Source organism: Paraburkholderia sp. D1E, from assembly GCF_052682275.1.
Map to the genome: position 1 here is coordinate 9,203,729 of NZ_JBQYMB010000001.1, position 21,228 is coordinate 9,224,956.

A 21,228-nucleotide genomic window follows, 5' to 3' on the forward strand; every position below is an offset into this window, starting at 1 on the left:
TTGATTCTGCGGTTAATCTGGTTTGACCAGATGCCACGTCACCCAATGTACCGTTTGCTCGCCCAAGTTGCTCCGAACCATCAAGTCAGGCATCACATTACCTGCCGCAACCTGGATTGGAGCCGCCTCGTAATCCTTCGCTACCCAGAGCCCCGATACTGGACACTCCTCGCCGGTCCTAACTTCTAAAGCGACGTCGTTTACCTTCGGCGGCTTTTGAGCACCAACATCTGTGGCAAGGAAATACCCTGACTCATCGGCAACGATGCCATCCTTGTAACGCTCATCCTTCCAAAGCAGTCTCCAGTGCGTACCTACCTGTTCCACTCTTGAGGTCGCCTCGTTGTATTCAGCGATTCTAGGTGCTTGGGTTTCACTGACGAGATAGTTAAAACAACCGCTATTCATCACTTCTCTCCCACCCAGCGGAATGATACCTAGCAGCCGATCTTGATGGATTTTCACCGGCTCCCATATTCCGTCCACGGGCACTGATTGGCCGGACTGAATAAGTATGTCTGTACCTACAGGAACATCCGGCAACAATGGCGGAAAAACCGGATACGGGAGTTCATAGAAGCCGTAGTTGTAAGCACTCGGATTCAGAAGGTTGCCCGGATTTGACCAGTAGGCGCCTAAGTGAGACGAGGCATAGTCAATTTCGAGTGGGCTCTGATCACCTTGATACCGTGACGCCAGCATAAGTTGGTTCAACGCCTCTATCCTGGGTGGATAGGGCTCCAGTTGCATACCTCGCTCCCAGTATGCCGGATGACGATAGAAGTTAGTCAGTATCACACCGCTTTCACGCTTGGCCTCAAAGAGCGGCTGCCCGATACGCCAGACGAAGCGATACCCTTTCTGCAACTCGTCCAGCCCCTTATTGTAAGCGCTCAGAATGCCATAGATGCGCGGAAGGTTGTCGGCTTCGACTTGCTCGGGCTGGCTCTTTGGCCAAGTTTTTACGGCATCCTCATAGGCCCGCGTAAATATCTCCCATGCGTCGCGCTTTCTTTCCCATAACGTGTAGCTAGTTAAACGTTTGAGTAGCCAGAACACTTCCCTTCTGGTCCCCGCGTCATTCATGTCGTATTGCTTGATTATGTCGTTCATTGGCCATGTCCCTGATCGGCATTGCTCGGTGGAGTCGCCGCTGCCGCCTTGGATTTCGTTACCTTTGACTGGATTTCGTCGGCCGCGAGTTTTCGCGTATGAGCACCTTCGGCTGCAGCGTCGTCCAGTTTGCTGTAACCGTAAACATCCTCAACGTTCGTCCAGTTGGTCGGACGAAATTCGACACGGATGCCGTTGTACTCGATGGGCTCGAATGCCTCACCAGCTTTGACTTTTTCGCCCATCTTGGAAATGTCGGAGCTCAATCCGCCGAGATCGATAAAGAGTTGCCTGCCACCACCTTCGAGATACTGATTTGGAGTATCCGTCAGCACAACCCGTTAGGGCAGTTTTCGCGGCTAAATGTCGACGATCTTTCGCAATAGAGAGTACGAAACGCGCCAGTGGCCATCGGTGTCATTGACGGCGACCGATGCGGTCTTGGCATTCAGCCTCACGACGATTCCGACGCGCTCGCTTAGGTGCTTGTCGGTGAAGCCGACTGTGTCGCCGATGAAGAACTCTTCACGCTGCGTTCTCGGCGGCGGTGTCGGTTCAACCTGAGGCTGAACAGTCGAAGTTTCCGGGATGATCGCCGCATAGAGCACGCCCCAACGGCGTCGAGTTGTGCTGTCCTGAACCACTGCCTGTGTCTGGCGGAGTTCGACTATGGTGCCTTGCGCCGGCGGTCCAAGCGGGTTATCGCCGATGTAGTTAACGGCCATCCCCAGGTGCAGGCGTTGACGTATTTCGAGAATACGTCGGGGATCATCGAGCATTTTGCCGATAGCAAGATAGAGGCGATAAAGCTCGGCACTAGGCGCCTGCCGAAGCGAGTCGAGAATGTCCATGGTGTAGAGGTGTTTTAACGGGCGAGCGGCAAGAGCTCGTGCACGCGATTGACGGGATACGACGGCAGTTTCTCAAGTGTTCGTTCGAGCCACGCATAGGGTTCGATACCGTTAAGGCGAGCGGTCCCAAGGAGTGAATACATTGTTGCCGCCGCACGCGCACCTCGTGGAGACCCCGCGAACAGCCAGTTCGACCTTCCGAGGGCAATCGGTCTGATTTGGCGCTCAAGCGCATTGTTGTCTGGCAACAGGACGCCGTTCTCTGTATATCGGACAAGCGCCTCCCAATGTCGCAACGCATAACCGAAGGCCTTGCCGAGCGGGGCTTGCGCGGGCAAACCGATGCTGTTTGCCTCTAGCCATTGACGAAACTGTGCCAACACCGGCAACGTCTGCGCTTGCCGTGCTGCAAGTTTGATGTCCGGGGTTTGGTCTTTGACACGTGATTCAATCGCATATAGCTTGGCGATCCACTGCAGTGCCTGCGCCGCGAGGCCGGGGTCTTTCTGAGCCTTGGCAATTTCGAAGAACCGTCGACGGCAATGAGCCCAGCATCCGACCTCAATAATGTCACCTCGCGCGTAAAGCGCGCCATGACCGCTGTACGCGTCGGCTTGCAGATAGCCTTTGTATTTATTCAGGTACAGCAGCGGATGCGCGCCCGCGCGTGACTCAGCGAACTCGAACACGACCGCTGGCGGGTGGTCGACCCAGACGCCGTTCTCGTTGCGCTGGCCCGCGCCCAGATAACCCCATAATCGTGCTGTGCGCGTTGATGGGTGCCCTCGCTCAAGCAGAGGTAGCGTCGTGTCATCCACGTGCATGCGCGGCGCCTTCAACTGGTGAGCGCGCAAACCAGGCAGCAGTACCGAGAGCAGCTCAGCAGATGCCAGCTTCCATTCGCACAACGTAGCGCGTGGCAAGTACACACCACGGCGCGCGTAGCGCATTTCCTGTCGATTCAACGGCAGATGATCGACATAGGTATTGACCAGGACATTGGCGAGCAGGCTCGCGCTCGCATTGCTCTTTGGCAGCGGCGACGGCTGAGCGCTTGCGGTCACGATGGTCGATTCGCCATCCTTCTTCGCCACGTATTTGAAGCGGATGTGCTCAATGACGGTGAGCCTGGACGGCTCGTAATGCAGCGTCTCGCTGCGCTCTTCGCCGATCCGTGCAAGCGTATCGAACGCCATCTTCTGTTCGTCGCTCAGATCGTATTCGATGCGTGTGCGCGGCAGGTCCTTCGGTAGCGCCGGACGCCCTTTACGGGTGTGACTCCCTACGGGAATGGCGTCGACCGCCGGCGGTGCCGGGATATCGGTTGCGGCGTCGAACAGCTCGGCTTGGCCCGCCAGGCGCTCGGAGCTCACGCCAAAGCGCGCACGGTTCAACTGCGCGATCTGATACTGAAGGATTTCCAACTGCTCCCACAACACCCGTGCGAGCCGGTTCTGTTCAAGCGCGAATGCTTGCAGCGCATCGGGCTCGACGGGAAGATCCGCGACAGTGACGGCGTTGGGTGGCATGTGCTCCATGATGCCTAACTCAAGCCACGTTTACAAGCTCGGGGCCGCGCTGGAGCACCTCATGCCACGCGCGTCACTGCCACGGTGCGGTGTGGCTCTCGCGCCGGGATCTCGATGCCTTCGAGCCATGCGTTGAGTTCCGCGAGCGTGAAGCCGCGCTGAGCGAGTAATGAGGGTGACGGGAAACGGCCTCTTTCGAGACGCTTATACCAAAGCGCGAAACCGGTCCGGTCCCAATAAAGAATCTTCACTTTGGAGCGGTCTCGCGCCACGAAAACGAACAGGTTGCCCGATGCAGGCTTCTGAGCAAGTAGCGGCTCGACGAGATAAGACAGCCCATCGATCGCCTTGCGCATGTCGACCGGGTCGCGACAAATGTAAGCGCGAACGTCCGAGGTAATCAGCACCGACCACCTCCGAGCTGCCCGAGCACATATCGCACGATGCGCTCGGCGTGAACGCCGCTCAGTTCGATACGAACGCCAGCGAGCGAGAGCGTCACCCCGTCACGCGACGGCGATACATCCGCCGCCGGCGTTGCAACAAGCGGCCTTGAGGAAGCCAGTTCACCATCCAGATTGGAACCGATGAATGCGGCATCCGCAGTAACCGCGAGTGGCTGTTTAATCTCTCTGACCGGGCTTGAGAGCTTCTTGCGCCACAGGCTGAAGGTGCTTACCGCCAGACCCTGTTCTCGGCAAAACCGCCGAGCGCCGACACCGCTCGCTTTCCAGGTGGTGACCATTTCGCCCCAGAACGCTTCCCCTTGCCGTGGGCGACGCGTACCCATCGCCGTTGCAGCCTTAATGTTCTCGTCTTCCATCGCATTGCCCTCGTTCTCACGAAAGCATCACCTTCACATTCGGGAAGTCGCGATTCAAGACGGGATCCGCTGACGCTTACGATTTGGAAGCTTACTTCCGAACTGTTCAGCAATCTGCCCGGCCCATCCTTTCGCTGTGGACATGGCATTTTCAAGGTCGGGGGGGAAATGAAGAATCGCAATGAAGCCGTTCCCGTTCCACTCGTCCAGTACCGCCGAGTGAATGCGCCACTCCTCGGCGGTCTTGGGAATCGAGCCCATGCCCCAGAACATCCCCCCGGCGAAACTTTCGCTCGCATGGGTGGAAGCCTTGCCGAATGCCCTGTATAAAGTTTTTCCTGCCAATGCGCTCGCATCGAGCGCCTCGATTTCGCCGTGAAAGGAAGCTACGGTCTGATATACCTTTACCCCGGGGAAAGCAGGATTATCCTCTGTCTGTTTCATAAGAAGATTCGGCCAGCCGCCTTTGACCTTAGCCTGATACTTTGCCTTTATCTTCGCTTCAACGGGCCCGCCGTCCGCCAGACATTCAGCAGCCGGATACCTCCCTTGCCGGATTTCCCGCGCAAGCCGTCGTTCTTCAAGATACGCTTCCGCTTCGCGGCGCACCTTCGGCATGCCGCCCGTAGCAATTTCGTGAATTTCGCCGCGGTAGACCATGTTCTGCAGCGTTTTGAGCTTCGCCTCGAATTCCCGCAACGCCTTGGGGACCATCTACCGACTTTCCACGATATGTAGCACAGTGCCATCTATTTCTCTCACTTCAATACGGACATCCCTAGTAGAAAGCGCCGCCAGAAACACCACTAGATCTTTGGTTTCGATGACGTCGTAATACGCGACGCGCTCGGCTCCGATTTGTGCCGGAATTTGCGCTCTCAATGAGCCATCCGCATTCGCGATATACGCGCGATTTCCCGAAGGTTCGTACGGCGCCTCGACGACCGTGATGCCGCTTGCATCGCGAAGAAGTCTTCCGATCACACCAGCCGGGTTGCGGATGCTGTGATGAATGCCGGCCGACTGCCAAGTGAGTTCAACGGGTGTCAATTCTGCAACGGTTAACCGCAGAGGATTGTTCTCCCTGTCGTAACCCGGGTTGCGTTCGACGATCCGAAGATCCATGACCTTCGCTGCGGTACTCATTTAATTGCTCGCTGTATGCAAAGACGATAAGCCCAGATTGCTACAACTTCCGTTTCTTCAACGTGTAGGCAAACAGTGCGTATTCGGTGTTTGTATCGGGATCGAAATAGCCGCCTTGGGCCGCTCCGTCGTTCAGGTCGTCCCATGATTTTCCGAAATCTTTGCTGATGAATGTGAAGTCAACTGGCGCGCCGTCGCCCGTGGCATCTGTGGCGTAGACCAGCAGCACGCCTTGCTTACCTGCGCTGAGGCCATCAAGCATCAAGCGTTCATCAAACGTATGCAACTGCTGTACATTGGGTCGTTGAGCGCTCCCCCAAACCGAGAGCGCGCCTGTGCGGCGCCCCTTGTCGCTTGGATCGTCCCAATTGCGCGGCGCACCCAACCGGGACAACGCATAGAGCGAATAGCGTCCGGTCGCTTCCGGCGACGATTGCATGTCGACTACCGTTTGGTTCGGCAGCACGACATCCTGCTCAAAGTCCTGTTGGTCCCAAGCTATCCGGTAGATAAGACTCGATGTTTTGACGCCGCCCAATTGTTCAACATAGTAAGCGACCCGCAGGACGCCATCAGGGCCAAGATTCACCGCGTCAAACGTTTTGCGGGGCTTGCCGACATCGGCGAGCGGCGGCACTTTAACTTCGTGCCACGACTGGCCGCCATCGGCAGTGCGCCATACGTGAGGTCCCCATCCGATTGCATAACCACGCTGCGAATCAAGAAACAGCAACTGTCCAATGTTGTGGTCTTCCGGCCAGCTCAATTGTGTCCAGTTCTGGCCGCCGTCGCTGGAACGCCAGAGTTTGGTGATTTGCGGTACCAGTTCGTTCGGTGCGTCGGGCGTCTTGTAATCCATCCATCCTGTGCTGACATACAGCGTGCCCCAGTCTTTCGAATACCACCAGGCGGCATCCTGACCGCGTTGCTGGAAAGTGCGTGTTAGCCCAGCGTCGATAGGTCCCCGCAAGAAGTTTACGGTTGACCGGTTGAGGCGCTCACCGGAGTCATTCATCCATGCTTCGGTCGGCTCTGCCACCTCCGGGTTCTTCAATTGATCGGCCGGCTTAAACGTGATTTCTGGACCGGCAAGCTTGAGACTGATCACTTGGGTTCCACGAATACGAAAATCCCCACCGCCGTAGGGTTTGTCAGCTTTGGCGAAAGACGTCGTGACCGTTTCCCAACCGGTCGCCAGGTTCTGGTAGCCGTAGGTTAAAACAGCCAGCAAGGAAAGGCCGCCAAGTAGTTTCTTCCAACGTTTTGATTTTTGCATGTCATTTTGCCAACGGGCGTCTAAGCGCCTCGCCAGCCGGAACATCGGTGTCGATGCGATGCGCGATCAGCACTTGCTCAGGACTCGACCGAACGGAATTCCAGTGCAGGCGAAAGGCGCGGTTGGCTTGCGTCAGCGACGGGAAGCAAAAGCGCTCTACATCCAGACGGGAGAAAGATTTATCGTCGAGTCCGCTGTATGCAAAAACGATAAGCCCAGATTGCTACAATTTTCGCTTCTTCAACGTGTAGGCAAACAATGCGTACTGGGTGTTCGTATCGGGATCGAAATAGCCGCCCTGCGCCGCTCCGTCATCGAGCTCTTTCCAAGATTTGCCGGCATCAGTGCTAATAAAAGTGAGGTCTGCCGGTGCACCGTCACCCGTCGCATCAGTCGCATAGACCAGCAACAAGCCTTGCTTACCCGCGCTCAGGCCATCAAGCGTCAAGCGTTCGTCAAAGGTATGCAACTGCTGGACCGTTGGCCGCTGGCGATTCTCCCATGTTGAGAGAGCGCCTGTGCGGTGCCCCTTGTCGCTCGGGTCATCCCAATTGCGCGGTGCACCCAGCCGGGATAACGCATAGGCTGAATAGCCCCCGGTCGTTTCCGGGGACGATTGCAGGTCGACTACCGTTTGGTTCGGCAGCACGACATCTTGCTCAAAGTCCTGTTGGGCCCAAGACATCCGGTAGATAAGACTCGACGTCTTGACGTCGCCCAACTGGTCGACGTAATAGGCAACACGCAGGATGCCATCGGGGCCAAGATTTACCGCATCAAATGTTTTGCGGGGCTTGCCGGCATCGGCGAGCGGCGGCACTTTAATTTCCTGCCATGACTGACCGCCGTCGGCGGTACGCCATACGTGAGGCCCCCATCCGATCGCATAGCCACGTTGCGGATCAAGAAACAGCAACTGTCCGATGTTGTGGTCTTCTTGCCAACTCAATTGCGTCCAGTTCTGGCCGCCGTCGCTGGAACGCCAGAGTTTCGTAGTTTGCGGTGCCAGTTCGTTCGATGCGTCGGGCGCCTTGTAATCCATCCATCCGGTGCTGACATATACGGTGCGCCAGTCCTTCGAGTACCACCAAGCTGCATCCTGACCGCGCTGTTGGAAGGTCCGCGTCAATCCGCCATTGAACGTCCCTTTCAAGAAGGCTACTGTGCGTCGATTTAGCCGTTCGGAAGAGTCGTCCATCCACGCTTCAGTGAACTCCGCGACATTGGGATCTTTAAGTTCACTTGCCGGCTTAAACTTCAGTTCCGGTCCTGCAGTCTTGAGACTGATGATGTCGTCGCCGCGAACACGAAATGCCCCACCGCCGTAGGGTTTGTCACCTTTTGCAAAAGATGTCGTGACCGTTTCCCAACCTGTCGTCATGCTCTGGTATCCGTAGGTTAAAGCAGCCAGCAAAACAAGGCCACCCAATAGCATCTTCCAGCGTTTCGATTTTTGCATGTCATTTTGCCAACAGGCGACCGAGTGCCTTGCCGACTGGATCATCCATGTCAGAACTGTTAATCATATTCGGCAGAACCACTTTCCCGCTGTCAACTGCCTGCTCCCACGTCCGCGTGTCACCCCACTCTTGGATGTTGGGTTGCGCGGAGATTTTTGCCAGATCCAAAATTGGAAGATCTGCGAGACCTCCATCCAGATAGGCGAGAGGATGTGTCTTGAATGCGAAGGATTTGAACCTATCGTCATCAAGTTCAAGCATGTAACGCTGCACTGGCAGGTCGACGCTGCCGTTTCCCGGCTTCACGCTACTCATTTGAATACGGTCACCCTTCATATTTTGACGTAGGCCATCTTCCATGTTCGTTTGCAGAAGCTTTCTAGCGTTTCGCAACCAAGCTTGCCCATCCGGGCTCAATTTCGGATACAACTTCGCTCCGTAGTTAGAGCAATAGTAGTACCCGTAACTGACGTAATACGAAGGCGGCTTATGCTCGCAGCCGATATGCCGCATCATGAAATTTCCATGACGTGACCAATCGGAATCAGTGCTTTCTGGCGCAATCAACTGCTCGCGCCGATGCAGCAAACGACGTGCGACTTCCTTATCTTTCCACGGGTCCCACGAAGTTGCGAAAGCCTTCACCGTCTCCCATGCGCTTGAGACGCTGACTTTCTCTACCGTTTCAAGATACTCACCATGCAGTGGCTGGTAGTAGTACGGACATTTTCCGATAATCGAAGCAGCCGCAGGCGGCACTATCTTGTTGCAAGTGCTTAGCGCAACCTTCGGGCGGACCTGATACCCGCTGGGTGTCAGCATTGACGTCCCCGTTCCCAAGACGGAGTCCTGCGTGTCAGCCATCAATGGTTCTCCAGAAATTTAATCACCACATCTTTCGGCACGTGACTTTGTGTGAGTCCTGTTTCACCCAGCTCGTTCGTGACACCTTGTGAAATCAGCGTGCCATCAGAGAACATCTGAAACTTCGTATTGGCCGCGGGGATATCCGTGCCGGCCCAATGTGCGATAAACGCTTGGTCGTAGTTACCTTCCGAGCCGGGCATGGCAGGCAGCGCGGTGGACATTTGTGTTGGCCCCGCAAACGAATGCTGGCTACCCTTGATATCAACCTTGCCCGGCGCATGAATCTCGATGTTGCCGTCCTTGACGCGTATATAGGCGCCCCCTGCCGTCAGCAGGATTTCCTGCTTTGCCGCCGCCTCGATCTTTTCCGTTGCCGAAAGCAGCTTCAACGTCTTCTGCGACGTGAATTCGATGTTATCCGAGTGCGCCTGGATTTCTACCTTGCCCTTGGCCGCGAAGAGTTTCATCCCGGCATTCTGCACGAACAGGCTCAGCCTCTCCGCGACGCTCGCGATTAGCGATTTACCGGTCGCGATGTGCGCGCTCTGACCGCTCACGAAGGTAATGTGCTGGTCCGCGGATACGTGGGCCGATTTCTGCGTGGACAGAGCGACGCCGGAAGGACTGGCGAAGAGCATGACGGGCTCCTTGAACGCATTGGCATTGCCCGTTCCACCGCCCGCTGTCTTGCCACCCGACGACGAGCCCGAAACACTGTTCTGGGTAGCATCGGTGAAGGACTTTAATGCATCGTGTCCGTCCTTGAGACTTTCAGCCTGATGCGTGGTGCTCGCGTCGGACATCGCTTCCAACACGCTTTCCGAATTCACTAGTTGCGAGTTCGCCTCGCGCACGTCAAGTTGCTGGCTCGTTGCTGATTTCGCATGCGTGGAAACATACATGCCTTGACCAGCACGCACCGCGCCGAATGCATCGGACTTCAGATCAAAGCCGTTGCCCAGATATGACCCGCGTGTGTTGTCAGTCTGAGCGATGAGATAACCCAGGTGCAAATGCGCATTCGTACTCGTGGAATACAGTTGAATGCGGTTCTGGCCCGTCGAGTCATCCATCACCATCTGGTTGTAGCCGCTGCCCTGATATTCCTTGGACTTGTACCCGGACAGCAGGCCGTTGGAATGCCAGTGCGGTTGTGTCGCGCCGTTATAGACGCGGCCCGTTACGAGCGGCCTGTCGCAATCGCCGTCTACCCAGCTGATCAGGACCTCTTCGCCGACTCTCGGCACATGCACGCCACCGTATCCGCCGCCCGTATCGGACATGGCGACGCGGACCCAGCATGAAGCTTTTTCGTCGCCGCTATTAAGCCGGTCCCAGTGGAAGCGCACCTTGATGCGGTTCAACGAATCTGTGTAGACCTCTTCGTTAGCCGGGCCGACGACGATTGCTGACTGCACGTGCATCGCCGGCTTCCGATGCGCCAACGGACTGCGATACGGCACCGCTTTGCGTTGCGCCTCAATTTCAACGAGGAACAAGCCCTCGCTGCCATCGGCATGTGTGACGGTCAGCGCGTTGGCCTGCGTCGTGTGATCTGCCCGGATCGTTTTCAGTTCGCTTTGCAGGCTGTGCGGAAAATCGGTGGCCTGACTGGACACTGGGAGGTTGTTTTCAATGAACCATGCGGCCTCGATAACGGCGAACTGCCGATTCTGCTCGCTATCCGAGGCGTGAGCAGGGTGGTCATTCAGCTCAAACCAGCGACCGGCATCCGCACCGCGCACGCCACCTGAGCCAAAGAAACGCTTTGCCCGCGATTCCCATTCTTCCATGCGGATTTTCGAAAGGGCATCGCCCCGGTTCTGGCTGCCATAGGTGTAGGCGCCGGAGTATTCATAGACTTCGGCCTGCTGAGGCAGATCCCCCTGTGTGGGAAGTGTGGGGATGTTCGTGCCCTTCGGATTGGCGGCCGAGCCTGGTGCCTTGTAATCGAAGGTGCGGGTCGTGAGCGTCGTGCTTTGCAATGTCCGGGTTCCTGACCACTGAACCAAGGCATCCGTTTCGCTGTTCGTGCCCGCGCGATAGAAATCGACGGTCTGGGGCGAAACAGGCTGGAACGTGTCGAGATTGTCCGTGACGATGAACGTATGCGATTTGCCGTCGCTGGCCTGCTCGAAGTATCCGAACAGCCCTTCGCTTTCCATCAGTCGATGAGCAAAATTCCAGTCGTCCTCATATTGCACGCAGAACGATCGCTGGGGCAGCGGCTTGCTCAGGGCAAAGCGAAATGCGCCTTGAGCCTGTGGATGCATGTTGAAGACATCGGTCAGGATCTCGTCAGCCGGTTTGTCCTGCCAGATTCGCGCATCCTTGCGGAAACGCAGGAAATGCATCCACGATGCAAACGCGATCTGGTAGCTGGTGAGCCCGCTATCCGACCCAAGGCGACGGGCGGTGTGCACATAACCGTGGTGGGGCTGATACGACTTGTCAGTCTGCTGAATCCACAGCGTCACGGGCTGGGCAATCAGCGTCTTGAGTTCAACTGTGTCGGTTGTGGAAACGACGTCGACGGTGAATTCGTAATGACGACCGATTCGGGAATGACCGATGACACGTTGGGGCACTAGAGCGTTATTTCCCTGCGGAGCATCGAGTTTCAGCAGGCGGTCGCTTTGGACGAGTCCTCCGGTTATTGCCGCGATGATGTCCTGCGCTCCCATACTGCCTCTTTCTGTTTACTTTTCACGCGCCCCGCGTAATCGCGTGATTTTACAAAACATTTATGGGGTGAGGCAAATTGGATTATTGAAGAATGTTAAATGTTTCTTATATAAGTGCTCTTATATGCATTAAGCATTTTTTGGTGGGTTTTATTGAGGCTTGGTTGGGTCTGCTTTGGGTGGAACGTTGGACGATGCGGGGCGTCGGTCGGGCTTCGACATGCTCGATCTCGTGCGAGGTCTGCAGGCAAATAAATGAGGCGCGCATCCGCGATGACAACAGGTTGCCAACTCTTAATTGGCTGCTACGGTGACGATAAACCGACTGCGCCATTAGGCAAAATTGCTAGTTTCTTCCAAGGCGGGTTGTTTCTCTCGCCCGTTTGGGAGCGTTAGACGCATTGGGGTATCCGGCGCCCCTGTGCAACGACAACGCGCCCAAGTCCTTGGGCCAACGCAACTTGCGTCATCTGCGACGCGAAGCCTCATACCAGCGTAGCCAGCCAAATAACGCACGCATCAAACCGCCCGGTCTTATATCATCACCTTTTATTGAGATAGTGACGACGCGGCCCATTCGAGTAGGCACGCCTCCAGCGCCCTATTTCACCCCGCAAGACCGATCCGTTTAGTTATCTCCCAGCCGTCTGGGGAAGAGCCATCACCCGAAGAGATTTTGAGATGCAAAGTGACCTTGCTAGCTTGCGCGACCTCGTTCGTCAGTTTGCGGATGAGCGTGACTGGGACAAATTTCACACGCCGAAGAATCTGGCGACGGCATTAAGCGTCGAGGCGAGTGAGCTACTCGAGCCGTTTCAGTGGCTGACCTCCGGAGACAAGAGCGAACTGGACAAAGACAAACAAACCGCCATTCGTCACGAAATGGCGGACGTTTTGCTATATCTCGTTCGCCTCGCAGACAAGCTTGATGTCGATCTCTATCAAGCCTGTCTGGAAAAGATGGATATCAATCAAGCGAAATACCCCGCCGAAAAAGTCCGGGGAGATTCGCGTAAGTACTCCGATTACCAAGACTAGAGGGTGTTAGGAACTTGTGGCCAGACCTGGTACCCTGGCGGAATGACAGTACGCAAGCCATACCCGACGGATGTATCGGACGAAGAATGGAGCTTTGCTGCTCCGTATCTGACCTTGATGAATGAAGACGCACCGCAACGCCGGTACGAACTGCGCGAGATGTTCAACGCGCTGCGCTGGATGGCGCGCGCGGGTGCATCGTGGCGCATGCTGCCGACAAATTTCCCGCCGTGGGAGATGGTCTACCAGCAAACGCAACGCTGGTTGAATGCGGGCTGCTTCGAAGCAATGGTCAGCGATTTGCGTTCGGTCATTCGGGTCGCGCAGGCGCGTCAAGGCCAGCCGAGTGCCGTGATTCTGGACGGGCGCACGTTGCAGTCCACCTGCGAGAGCGGACCGCGTGCGGGTTACGACGGCCATAAACGCAAACGAGGCAGCAAAGTCCACATGGCTGTCGACACATTGGGCCTTCTGCTCGCGGTACATATCACGCCGGCCAACGAGCAGGAGCGGGCGCAGGTGGCCGAGCTTGCGCGCCAGGTTCAGCAGGCAACCGGCCAGACGGTGAAACTTGCATTCGCTGACCAGGGCTATACCGGTGAAACGGCTCGACAGGCGGCGCATGACGAAGGCATCGAACTGCAGATCATCAAACTGCCCGAAGCGAAGAAGGGTTTCGTGCTGCTGCCGCGTCGCTGGGTGGTCGAGCGCAGCTTCGGTTGGCTCAACCGGTTCCGGAGGCTGGCGCGCGACTATGAGCGCCTGCCTGAAACCCTGGCAGGCCTACACTTCGTTGTCTTTGCCATGCTCATGCTCGTACATGTCGCACCGATTATTCAAAGTTCCTAACACGCTCTAAGAATCAAACTTGCGCGCACCGGGTTGACCAACCAGGGCGTCATGCTCGAATTTCAGTTGCCCGACGAACTCGAAGCGTATCGACTGCCTGCTATGTGGCTCCGCGAAAGATCGAGCGCCGACGGCCGTAGCGATCGAGCTGAAGCAATGGCAGACATGCGAGGAGTCGACAGGAAATAACGAAGTCTCGACGTTCATCAATTGCTCCGGGTGCCTAAATTCTCGACGTTGCAGGAGATGGCGCCGACATTCAGCGCCACCGACGTAGACGAGTTCGTCAAGTTTCTGATGACTGGGCTGAGCCCCAGCGCAAGCGGAAGGCGCGATTGGCTTGCGTCAGGGACCGGGCCGCTGAACAGGCTATTTTTCGTGAGTTGATTTACCGACCGGTGCCACCGTAGTCGTGGCGCCCGAGGCTGACCGATCGTTAGCCTTAACATCGACAAACTCCACGCTACGTAAAATTTTCAGTGCAGTCGGAAGAAAGTTTGCCTTTTGATCGGATAAGTTCATAACTTGCCCCTCTCCGCAAATCGCCTTCGCGTCGTGATCGTGAAACAGACAGTACGACAATGCACGCGCGCGATGACGGGGATCCCCAATCACGTCATCGGTCGTGCGTGCGAACCCACTGGCGTTGGAAGTGTGGATCGCGTAGATGTGCGTTGCAGGGGCGAGACTGTCCTTGTCCTGCTCATCAAGATAGTACGCAACCCACCTCTTTCTTTCTGGATCAAAGTATCCACCGTGTTCTTTAGCCACGTCGTTTCTATCCGCAATTCGGTCGGCACATCCAATCGAGAACCCGAAACGTTGCCTGATTCCGTTAGATTCGAGGGTTTCGCTATACCCCGCAAACTTATAATCATTCTCCTCCCTCGGCTTCATAATTTCCCCGCGTGCACTCGGCGTGATGGAAATTTTGCAAGTTTGAATTTCTATTTCACCTCTTTCGTTCGCGGCCTTGAGCTTCACGTTAGCATAAGAGCTCAAAGCCACAACAAATAGGATCAAAGCAACCGCAACGGTGTTTTTCGATTTCATATTCACGTTCTCCGCGGCGTGCGGCCCTCTGGAAATAGCAGCAGCCCGCCTGACGCGTCGGGGAAAAGAATATCCGCCAATGCCGCTAGCGCCTGAGCATAAGCCACACAACGAGCGATGTAGCCATTAAAATTCATGTTGGGGTTGCTGACGCGCTCATAGTCCGACCACGAATCGCCCGCGTGCGGCACGTCGATGACCGCATCGCGCAGTAGCTGCGCGATGTCGTTGCCGGCTTCGCCCTTATCGACAATGCTCGTCTCCGACGCCTGCGCCACCGTCGCGCTCTTGTAGTCCCAGCTCGCGCGCTGCACGTTGCCCGGCACGAGCTGACGCGAGGCCGACCACAGCGTGATCGAGTCGCGCGCTTCGGTGGTCGCGTCGCGGTGATAGCGCACCGTGCCGGCCGACGACTTCGGCAGTTTCATCGGGTCGTCCAGCAGCACCGGCGACTCACCGGCGCCGTTGGCCGATGGGGCCGCTCCCCGCTTGCCCGCCGCCGTGAACCACGCAGCCCCACGCGACGGCACAGCCGCCGGATGAAATCCGCGTCCGACTCGTGAAACTGCAACAGCGTCTCGCGCACCGGATACTTCGCGCGATCCAGCGACGACAGGTCGCAATCGAACACGCGCACGCGCCGGACTCTTTTTCTGCCATTCACCCAGCAGCTTCTCAATCAAATCGGGCACACTCAGCGTGCGGAAGATGCGCGTATTGGTTCGCCCCTCCAGCACCGATAACGCATCGCGCATGGTCAACTGTAGGTCGCCAGCGACCCGTCCGACTGGCCCGCGCGGGCGTCGGTGACGATCGCGCAGATCGGGTGCAAGGCGCCACGGTCGGTGACCATCTGCACCGACAGCGGCAAGCCGATGAACGCATTGAGCGGCAAGTCCGCGCGCGTCGACAGACACGTCACGTGACCCACAATGCCTGAGCACAGGCCCTCGCTGATGTCGATGCGATGCGCGATCAGCACTTGCTCAAGGCTCGACTGGGCTGAGCCCCAGTGCAGGCGGAAGGCGCGATTGCTTTGCGTCAGGGACGGGGAGGCGAAGGCGCGGAGCAGGTCGGCGGAATTCACGGTGGCCTCTTTGGGTGTCGCGTGGTCGTTATGGGTTGTTTGGCTCTCGGGTGCTTTCTGGCGGGTTTCTGTTTTGAGTTTGTTTTTTTCGTTATTGACGGATTTGCTGATCGGATTTAAACGGCTGATTTATTTGGTTGATGCTTTTGTCGTGAGGCGACGGGCTTGGCCCGCCATTGACGCTACCGCTTATGTGATGTGCTCCCATGTGCTGCCTCTTTTAGTTTGCTTTGCTTTTCACGTGCCCCGCTAATCGCGCGATTTCACAAAACATTTACAGCGCGATGCAAATTTAATCATTGAAGAATGTTAAATATCTCTTATATAAGCGCTCTAATATACATTAGGCATTGTTGGTGGGTTTTATTGAGGCTTGGTCGGGGCTGCTTAGGGTGGAACGTCGAGCGATGCGGGGGCGTCGGTCGGGCTTCGACATGCTCGATCTCATTCGATGTCTGTCAGGGCGAGTGTGCCTCCAAGCTGGCGATGAAATGTGTGCTCTGTTTCGTCGTTCCTCGAGCGTTCGACGTTGCACAACTCCCGACAATGCGCGAAAATATATCGGATGCCTAACAATATAACCGACAATAACGACGCATTACGTTTATAAAGCACCACTGAACGATTGGCTCGTTGGAGGGTAGAAGAGGACGCGAAAGCGCCGAGCCGAGCATCAAGGAGAACGAGGAAGGAGATGAAGCGCGGGACGCACGGGCTGCCACCCATCCGTCCCGCTGACCACAACCAACTCATCAAGGGAGTTGATTATGGCTGACGCCAATCATAAAGCAGTTGCGCCTGTTACCCAACGCATCTTGACCATTTCGGCACAAAGACGCCCGCGGCCGATGAAAACGTTCGCGCCGGATCACGTTAAATTTTTCCCAGATTTGCCACCAGCGCCTTGGATTCGGCTTTCGGGAAGGTGGTTGGAGGAGGCGGGGTTTGAGATTAGTGGGCGAATCGTAGTGGACGTGCAAAGGGGCCGGTTAGTGATCACACCGTTCAAGTGAACCGGCAGGGACACTGATCGCAGCAACACGCATCAAGTGTCCCACCGCCCCTAAAACTCGGATCTCCGCCGAATCGACAAATAACCCATCCATCTGCAAGGGACTACCGCCGATCGGCAATCTTGGTTCTTCGATGCCATCTTTCGAAGGAGACTCCAGTTTAATCCCGTGTTTTATAACCAGTCGTAACGTCCGGCAAAGAACTCGTACCTTGCCTCTAGCATGGAGCGTCGCGGCGACTGCTCTGGCGATGCAGGCTCGGCCAATACTGGGAACGTTGTATCCAAGAAAGCACACAAGGCTGCATTGTCCTCGTGGCCCCTTGCAACCTCCTCATTAAAGACGATGTTGCGCGTTTCTGGATCAACCCAAATATGGTGTGCATCGAAGGCGGCATGGTGATTATGGCAGAGTGCCAAACCGTTCCATACGGCGTCCGGCGCACCTTCGGCGGCAACAGGGTTGATATGGGCTCCAACGACGAGGCCCGCACCTAACCCGCACATTGCGCAGCGGTGCCCATACGCACTTAGAACGTTCCTGGAAAACGCGTAGTGCCGGACCAAAACAGCGGCCGCGCGGCGAACGCGCGTCGCGGAAGCATCGTTTTCCTCATCAATTAGACCGGAAGCAATGGCTGCACTAGATATTGCGTCGTCAATAGTGGTCCCTAGGTCAGGCGCTTCCAAGCCATTGACAAGCACGGCAACGAAAATCGGGAACATGCTCGGGAGAAAAGCATATATTTTTTCACCGTTTGCCGACTGATAAACAGCCCATCCAGTTGTCCGAGCTTGAGCGGCTACCCGAGTGTCAAACAAAACGGAGAAACGGGCTTCTCGCCCTATGCGGCTTGTTCCATCCGTCGCGATCAACAGCGTCGGATGGCCATCTTCCTTCCAGAGACCGAGTAGAATCGGAATTGCAGCGCCATGAGCGGCTACGGGTGAGCGATCGCCGGGATTTTGAAAACGGAATTCCCAGTCTTTACGGTTGTGCGGACTGACCGTTGAAACATGCAATGCGATTTGTCGGATCTGCCCATCCGGCAGCGTTGTTGTGACGACCCCAGGCCATCCGTCACTTGGGGCCGTGGCCACGGTCGTATTACCTATAAGTCCGCAAACTTCTATCAGCAGGTCTGCTCGCGCCATCGTCTTATCCTTTTTGTCGACTGACGCGAGTATATCGCGGCCTATGCGACTATGCTGTCTGTAACTCGTCGTTCCAGTTGAGCTTTATCCGAAAGCAAAGGAAACGGATACGTACAAAGAACGCCTAGCTGTCGTATCGTGTTATGCGTGTCTGCCGTTCTGACATCCCACCGATGCGCACGCATGTCAAGAATAACGTCAGTGATTTCCTCTTTCTTTACATTGAGAGCCGCAGCCGCAAATTCTACTGTGACAAGTTCACCACAATTCTCGGAGCAGCCGAAAAATTCAATTGCGCGTTCTAATCTCGATTTGCGGATCGCATTTATTTCGGTAGTTATTTTTACAGTATCACCCCGATTCGCATAATGCCCGTAAATATCAATTAGGCTGAAAAACTGACTATTCGCTTTAAGTGCTTCCTCGATTACAGACCAAATCCTGAAAACGTCATCAAGATCAGAAAATTTGGCATCCACCGTCACCGAATCGATGTGCAACAAGTACTTAGACAATCCCTTCAAGGAGATTCGAATATCTCGAGATTTGCGTGCTGCAGTACTTACCGGGTCGATTTTCAGCAAAATTGCGTCTCTTTTCTGCGAGAACGCCACGGTGTAGTAATGGCGATCCAACTCAAATTGAGCCAAATTTTCTGAGCGTAGACGCGAAAAGAGTCCTTTAAAACTTATGAAATAAGCACTCGCCCGTTCTAGCAAATTTTCGTCCAAAATTTGCACATTCGGAAAACGAGCCGCGACTTCCTCAGCAGCGCGCTCTTTGAAATGCACAGTTCTTTCACGCTGACGTTGGCGAAAGCTCGATTTAAACTCGGCACCTCGTTTTTCATACGTAAGCGTCCGCGAAGGACGAAGCAGTTGTTCACGAACAGACGTCGCAATTGTCTCAGCCAATCGCGGAGGGACAGAGTTTCCGACTTGCTCCATTATTTTTGCATACGTCCCGACAATTTCGTAATCGTCAGGAAAAGTTTGAAGGCGCTTCAATTCATCGACCTTAAAATGACGGTTCTTCCAATGAAATGGACCGGTAAATTTTCCAGGTTGAGCTTTGATGGTCCGACTCGGCGTACGTCTGTCTACTTTGTAAAGAAAGTCGTGAAATTTAGAACGCCATGCGAAATATGGCCTCGGGTAGCCCATTTCCCGCGTAAAAAAGGCGTAATTCAATCCCTCGGGAACCAAAGACAAAAGGTGCCCGTAAAGACCATCTAACTCATGGTAGGGCTCTTCGTCATTTTGAAGGTCTTGGATAGCGTCAAGCACGCTCACCAGAGGTCGACCGCCGGTAGAATCAGGCCCATGCGTCGGCATAGGAAATTCAAAGTTTCCCTCCCCTTCCTTGTATCCGACGATAATTAGACGCTCGCGGTGCTGAGGAACACCGTAGTCTGCAGCATCCAACACTTCGGCTCTCAACTCATAACCCAGTTCGTGAAACGCTTCACGTATTTCTTTCCACGGGCCGCCTTCATTTGCCCCAGGAAGTCCATAGACATTCTCAAAAACAAATACCTTGGGCTGGATGACTTTGAGTATTTTGCAATATGATTCGAATAGCCTCCCTCTTGCGTCCGACGTTCCCAAAACTCCTCCGGAGCGACGGCCAGCAGCAGAGAACGTTTGGCAAGGAGGCCCGCCAATGACACACTCAATTCCCTGATCTACATAGATGGAAGGATCAAATTCGCGAATGTCTAAATTGTGGATTTCTGTCGCAGTGGAAATATATTTCCCGATCTTTTTATTTTCATCTAGAGATTTTGAGTAAGCCGCCTCAATCTCAACGCAAGCGATGACATTAAAACCTGCTTGATGAAAACCAATGTCTAAACCACCCGCACCGGTGAAAAGACTTAGGGTCTTAATTCCTTCTTTGTTTTTGCGCAATTTATTCATTTTCATTCCTTTGTCGCGGCCGTACGAGCATCCGATTCGTCGAAAAAGCTTGTTTGTAAGCTATCGCCGTAACTAGCAACAAATTCGCGCATAAAGTTGCGCAGTACCTGTGCTGCTGTTCTGTCCTGCGCTTTGCACGCAGCCAAGAATTCTTGCCGCAATCGCGGATCAAGGCGGATGCGCAGTCCGCATGAGTTGCTCTCCATGATCACCTCGGATACACCATGTGTATCCAATTATACGCGCCTCTAATGAGAACGGTGAGTCCGGCGTCGGAAGTATTTCTTGAGCGCTAGCAAGCGCCAAGTGGACGCGTCGTGCTTCCGCGGCACCGCCGCACTAAGATGGCACTCAAAAAGTTGTCCAGCTTTGCCGATCAACCTTTCCAAATCGAACCCTCTTTTTCGCCAAGGCGGCCGTAGGGTGCTGTAGAAAGCGCACCTGCGCTTCCCCAAAAATGCAAAATGGCCGCGCCACAAAACCGGTCGATCTTTGTCTAAATTGCTGAGGCTGGGCTAGAGACGCGCCGAAGTTGATGCAATCAAAATTAGCTATGCGGTCAAGGCGGTAAGCCAGCAGTTTTGAGCCACCTAGGCGCCACCTGCAACGCCCCATTCATCCCACTGAGTGTTGACGTATCCGATATTCCTACCGCCTTGGCGTTGCTTTTTTCCAAAGCGGCCGACTGAGACAGACCAGAGAATTTCTCGGCAGCGTGAGAAACGGAAAGACATAGGTGATGAAAAATAGCCCAAAGTCCATTCGCCGTCCCTTGACCCGAAGCGAGACGATGCGCCGGATAAAAAGCGTCGATACTGCGCCTGAATTGCGCGTGCGGAAGATGCTTTGGCAGCTTGGATATCGCTATCGCCTGCATGACAAACGATTGCCCGGTAAGCCCGACGTCGTGTTCTGGGGCCGAAAAAAGGTTATCTTCGTCCACGGCTGCTTTTGGCATCAACACAACGGATGCGCAGATTCGAAGCTTCCGAAGTCGAATACCGAATACTGGTACCCGAAGCTCCGCCGCAATGTCGAACGCGACGCTGGGGCAATCCAATTGCTCGAAGCAATGGGCTGGAGCGCTCTGATTGTGTGGGAGTGCCAGACACGAGCGTCAGATCTGCAGGCCGCTTTGACGGGTTTTCTGGAATCTTTGTAGCAACGGGCGATGGAAAAAGCGAAGAAATGACACAAGAGACCTCGTTCAAGAGGTCGTTAATTTTTTTGAACGCGATGTGCGTCCGTTTGGGGGGCGGGGGGAAATCGCCACTTCCCGCTGTCGCCGCACTTGTACACGCACCGTTGCAATTCGATGACTGTCTGCTTCACGGCAACCGCCTTTGCAAGATTGCGTAGATTTCGC

22 protein-coding genes are annotated in these 21,228 nt (G+C 55.3%); 4 read left to right on the plus strand and 18 right to left on the minus strand.

Annotated features, from left to right (window positions below):
* Positions 1-12: 12 nt before the first annotated feature.
* From ACUN0E_RS41320 to ACUN0E_RS41375, 12 genes are all read right to left on the minus strand, one after another.
* Positions 13-1,113 carry an Imm72 family immunity protein gene (locus tag ACUN0E_RS41320; RefSeq protein ID WP_445570182.1) on the minus strand — a complete coding sequence of 367 codons (1,101 nt, stop codon included), beginning with the start codon at positions 1,111-1,113 and terminating at the stop codon, positions 13-15.
* The gene (locus ACUN0E_RS41325; RefSeq protein WP_445570183.1) at positions 1,110-1,448 is read right to left on the minus strand and encodes a hypothetical protein; all 339 of its coding nucleotides are present in this window, start codon (positions 1,446-1,448) and stop codon (positions 1,110-1,112) included. Before ACUN0E_RS41325 ends, ACUN0E_RS41320 begins: the two co-directional genes overlap by 4 nt.
* A gap of 24 nt (positions 1,449-1,472) precedes the next feature.
* A complete protein-coding gene (locus ACUN0E_RS41330; protein WP_445570184.1) occupies positions 1,473-1,964 on the minus strand; it encodes a hypothetical protein in 492 nt (163 codons plus the stop codon).
* 14 nt (positions 1,965-1,978) lie between these two features.
* Positions 1,979-3,493, minus strand: a complete 1,515-nt coding sequence (gene tnpC, locus ACUN0E_RS41335; RefSeq protein ID WP_445565413.1) for an IS66 family transposase — start codon at positions 3,491-3,493, stop codon at positions 1,979-1,981.
* Positions 3,494-3,552: 59 nt separating this feature from the next.
* Positions 3,553-3,900, minus strand: a complete 348-nt coding sequence (tnpB, locus tag ACUN0E_RS41340) for an IS66 family insertion sequence element accessory protein TnpB (protein ID WP_445565378.1) — start codon at positions 3,898-3,900, stop codon at positions 3,553-3,555.
* Complete coding sequence (tnpA, locus tag ACUN0E_RS41345) at positions 3,894-4,316, minus strand: IS66 family insertion sequence element accessory protein TnpA (RefSeq protein ID WP_445565379.1); 423 nt, start codon at positions 4,314-4,316, stop codon at positions 3,894-3,896. Before tnpA ends, tnpB begins: the two co-directional genes overlap by 7 nt.
* 54 nt (positions 4,317-4,370) lie before the next feature.
* Complete coding sequence (locus ACUN0E_RS41350) at positions 4,371-5,030, minus strand: hypothetical protein (RefSeq protein ID WP_445570185.1); 660 nt, start codon at positions 5,028-5,030, stop codon at positions 4,371-4,373.
* A complete protein-coding gene (locus ACUN0E_RS41355; RefSeq protein WP_408508999.1) occupies positions 5,031-5,462 on the minus strand; it encodes a hypothetical protein in 432 nt (143 codons plus the stop codon).
* A 40-nt stretch (positions 5,463-5,502) separates the two neighbouring features.
* Positions 5,503-6,660 (minus strand): glycosyl hydrolase, encoded by a 1,158-nt coding sequence (locus tag ACUN0E_RS41360; RefSeq protein WP_408239450.1) that lies wholly within the window; start codon positions 6,658-6,660, stop codon positions 5,503-5,505.
* Between the two features lie 301 nt (positions 6,661-6,961).
* Positions 6,962-8,119, minus strand: a complete 1,158-nt coding sequence (locus tag ACUN0E_RS41365) for a glycosyl hydrolase (protein ID WP_408239453.1) — start codon at positions 8,117-8,119, stop codon at positions 6,962-6,964.
* Positions 8,120-8,198: 79 nt separating this feature from the next.
* A complete protein-coding gene (locus ACUN0E_RS41370) occupies positions 8,199-9,062 on the minus strand; it encodes a hypothetical protein (RefSeq protein ID WP_445570186.1) in 864 nt (287 codons plus the stop codon).
* Positions 9,062-11,749: a type VI secretion system Vgr family protein gene (locus ACUN0E_RS41375; RefSeq protein WP_445570187.1), complete on the minus strand. Its 2,688-nt coding sequence runs from the start codon at positions 11,747-11,749 to the stop codon at positions 9,062-9,064. The genes ACUN0E_RS41370 and ACUN0E_RS41375 overlap by 1 nt, the downstream gene beginning before the upstream one ends.
* A gap of 681 nt (positions 11,750-12,430) precedes the next feature.
* On the opposite strand from ACUN0E_RS41375, the gene ACUN0E_RS41380 reads away from it, so the two are divergent.
* On the plus strand, positions 12,431-12,787 hold the full coding sequence (locus ACUN0E_RS41380; RefSeq protein WP_445570188.1) for a nucleotide pyrophosphohydrolase: 357 nt from the start codon (positions 12,431-12,433) through the stop codon (positions 12,785-12,787).
* Between the two features lie 42 nt (positions 12,788-12,829).
* A complete protein-coding gene (locus ACUN0E_RS41385) occupies positions 12,830-13,636 on the plus strand; it encodes an IS5 family transposase (RefSeq protein ID WP_408521641.1) in 807 nt (268 codons plus the stop codon).
* A 369-nt stretch (positions 13,637-14,005) separates the two neighbouring features.
* Here the strand turns inward: ACUN0E_RS41385 and ACUN0E_RS41390 are convergent, their stop codons facing one another.
* From ACUN0E_RS41390 to ACUN0E_RS41400, 3 genes are read right to left on the minus strand one after another with little or no spacing between them, the layout of a single operon-like run.
* Positions 14,006-14,689, minus strand: a complete 684-nt coding sequence (locus ACUN0E_RS41390; RefSeq protein WP_445570189.1) for a hypothetical protein — start codon at positions 14,687-14,689, stop codon at positions 14,006-14,008.
* 2 nt (positions 14,690-14,691) lie between these two features.
* A complete protein-coding gene (locus ACUN0E_RS41395) occupies positions 14,692-15,444 on the minus strand; it encodes a contractile injection system protein, VgrG/Pvc8 family (protein ID WP_445570604.1) in 753 nt (250 codons plus the stop codon).
* A 2-nt stretch (positions 15,445-15,446) separates the two neighbouring features.
* Positions 15,447-15,776, minus strand: coding sequence for a contractile injection system protein, VgrG/Pvc8 family (locus tag ACUN0E_RS41400; RefSeq protein WP_445570190.1), 330 nt, complete (start codon positions 15,774-15,776; stop codon positions 15,447-15,449).
* Between the two features lie 848 nt (positions 15,777-16,624).
* On the opposite strand from ACUN0E_RS41400, the gene ACUN0E_RS41405 reads away from it, so the two are divergent.
* Positions 16,625-16,789 (plus strand): SymE family type I addiction module toxin, encoded by a 165-nt coding sequence (locus ACUN0E_RS41405; RefSeq protein WP_445570605.1) that lies wholly within the window; start codon positions 16,625-16,627, stop codon positions 16,787-16,789.
* 173 nt (positions 16,790-16,962) lie between these two features.
* On the opposite strand, the gene ACUN0E_RS41410 is transcribed toward ACUN0E_RS41405, so the two are convergent.
* From ACUN0E_RS41410 to ACUN0E_RS41420, 3 genes are read right to left on the minus strand one after another with little or no spacing between them, the layout of a single operon-like run.
* Positions 16,963-17,943: an HNH endonuclease gene (locus ACUN0E_RS41410; RefSeq protein WP_445570191.1), complete on the minus strand. Its 981-nt coding sequence runs from the start codon at positions 17,941-17,943 to the stop codon at positions 16,963-16,965.
* 41 nt (positions 17,944-17,984) lie between these two features.
* Entirely contained in the window at positions 17,985-19,862 is a 1,878-nt protein-coding gene (locus ACUN0E_RS41415; RefSeq protein ID WP_445570192.1) for a DNA cytosine methyltransferase, read from the minus strand.
* Between the two features lie 2 nt (positions 19,863-19,864).
* Positions 19,865-20,068: a hypothetical protein gene (locus ACUN0E_RS41420; protein WP_201085936.1), complete on the minus strand. Its 204-nt coding sequence runs from the start codon at positions 20,066-20,068 to the stop codon at positions 19,865-19,867.
* 533 nt (positions 20,069-20,601) lie between these two features.
* Between ACUN0E_RS41420 and ACUN0E_RS41425 the strand changes: the two genes are divergently transcribed.
* Positions 20,602-21,024, plus strand: a complete 423-nt coding sequence (locus tag ACUN0E_RS41425; protein WP_445570193.1) for a very short patch repair endonuclease — start codon at positions 20,602-20,604, stop codon at positions 21,022-21,024.
* Positions 21,025-21,228 lie beyond the last annotated feature (204 nt).

Excerpts from the sequence above, each read along its gene's own strand:
- ACUN0E_RS41320 (WP_445570182.1), bottom strand. The coding sequence starts at position 1,113 with ATGAACGACATAATCAAGCAATACGACATGAATGACGCGGGGACCAGA.
- ACUN0E_RS41330 (WP_445570184.1), bottom strand. The coding sequence starts at position 1,964 with ATGGACATTCTCGACTCGCTTCGGCAGGCGCCTAGTGCCGAGCTTTAT.
- tnpC (WP_445565413.1), bottom strand. The coding sequence starts at position 3,493 with ATGCCACCCAACGCCGTCACTGTCGCGGATCTTCCCGTCGAGCCCGAT.
- tnpA (WP_445565379.1), bottom strand. The coding sequence starts at position 4,316 with ATGGAAGACGAGAACATTAAGGCTGCAACGGCGATGGGTACGCGTCGC.
- ACUN0E_RS41350 (WP_445570185.1), bottom strand. The coding sequence starts at position 5,030 with ATGGTCCCCAAGGCGTTGCGGGAATTCGAGGCGAAGCTCAAAACGCTG.
- ACUN0E_RS41355 (WP_408508999.1), bottom strand. The coding sequence starts at position 5,462 with ATGAGTACCGCAGCGAAGGTCATGGATCTTCGGATCGTCGAACGCAAC.
- ACUN0E_RS41365 (WP_408239453.1), bottom strand. The coding sequence starts at position 8,119 with ATGACGACAGGTTGGGAAACGGTCACGACATCTTTTGCAAAAGGTGAC.
- ACUN0E_RS41370 (WP_445570186.1), bottom strand. The coding sequence starts at position 9,062 with ATGGCTGACACGCAGGACTCCGTCTTGGGAACGGGGACGTCAATGCTG.
- ACUN0E_RS41375 (WP_445570187.1), bottom strand. The coding sequence starts at position 11,749 with ATGGGAGCGCAGGACATCATCGCGGCAATAACCGGAGGACTCGTCCAA.
- ACUN0E_RS41380 (WP_445570188.1), top strand. The coding sequence starts at position 12,431 with ATGCAAAGTGACCTTGCTAGCTTGCGCGACCTCGTTCGTCAGTTTGCG.
- ACUN0E_RS41385 (WP_408521641.1), top strand. The coding sequence starts at position 12,830 with ATGACAGTACGCAAGCCATACCCGACGGATGTATCGGACGAAGAATGG.
- ACUN0E_RS41390 (WP_445570189.1), bottom strand. The coding sequence starts at position 14,689 with ATGAAATCGAAAAACACCGTTGCGGTTGCTTTGATCCTATTTGTTGTG.
- ACUN0E_RS41395 (WP_445570604.1), bottom strand. The coding sequence starts at position 15,444 with ATGCGCGATGCGTTATCGGTGCTGGAGGGGCGAACCAATACGCGCATC.
- ACUN0E_RS41405 (WP_445570605.1), top strand. The coding sequence starts at position 16,625 with ATGAAAACGTTCGCGCCGGATCACGTTAAATTTTTCCCAGATTTGCCA.
- ACUN0E_RS41410 (WP_445570191.1), bottom strand. The coding sequence starts at position 17,943 with ATGGCGCGAGCAGACCTGCTGATAGAAGTTTGCGGACTTATAGGTAAT.
- ACUN0E_RS41415 (WP_445570192.1), bottom strand. The coding sequence starts at position 19,862 with ATGAATAAATTGCGCAAAAACAAAGAAGGAATTAAGACCCTAAGTCTT.
- ACUN0E_RS41420 (WP_201085936.1), bottom strand. The coding sequence starts at position 20,068 with ATGGAGAGCAACTCATGCGGACTGCGCATCCGCCTTGATCCGCGATTG.
- ACUN0E_RS41425 (WP_445570193.1), top strand. The coding sequence starts at position 20,602 with ATGAAAAATAGCCCAAAGTCCATTCGCCGTCCCTTGACCCGAAGCGAG.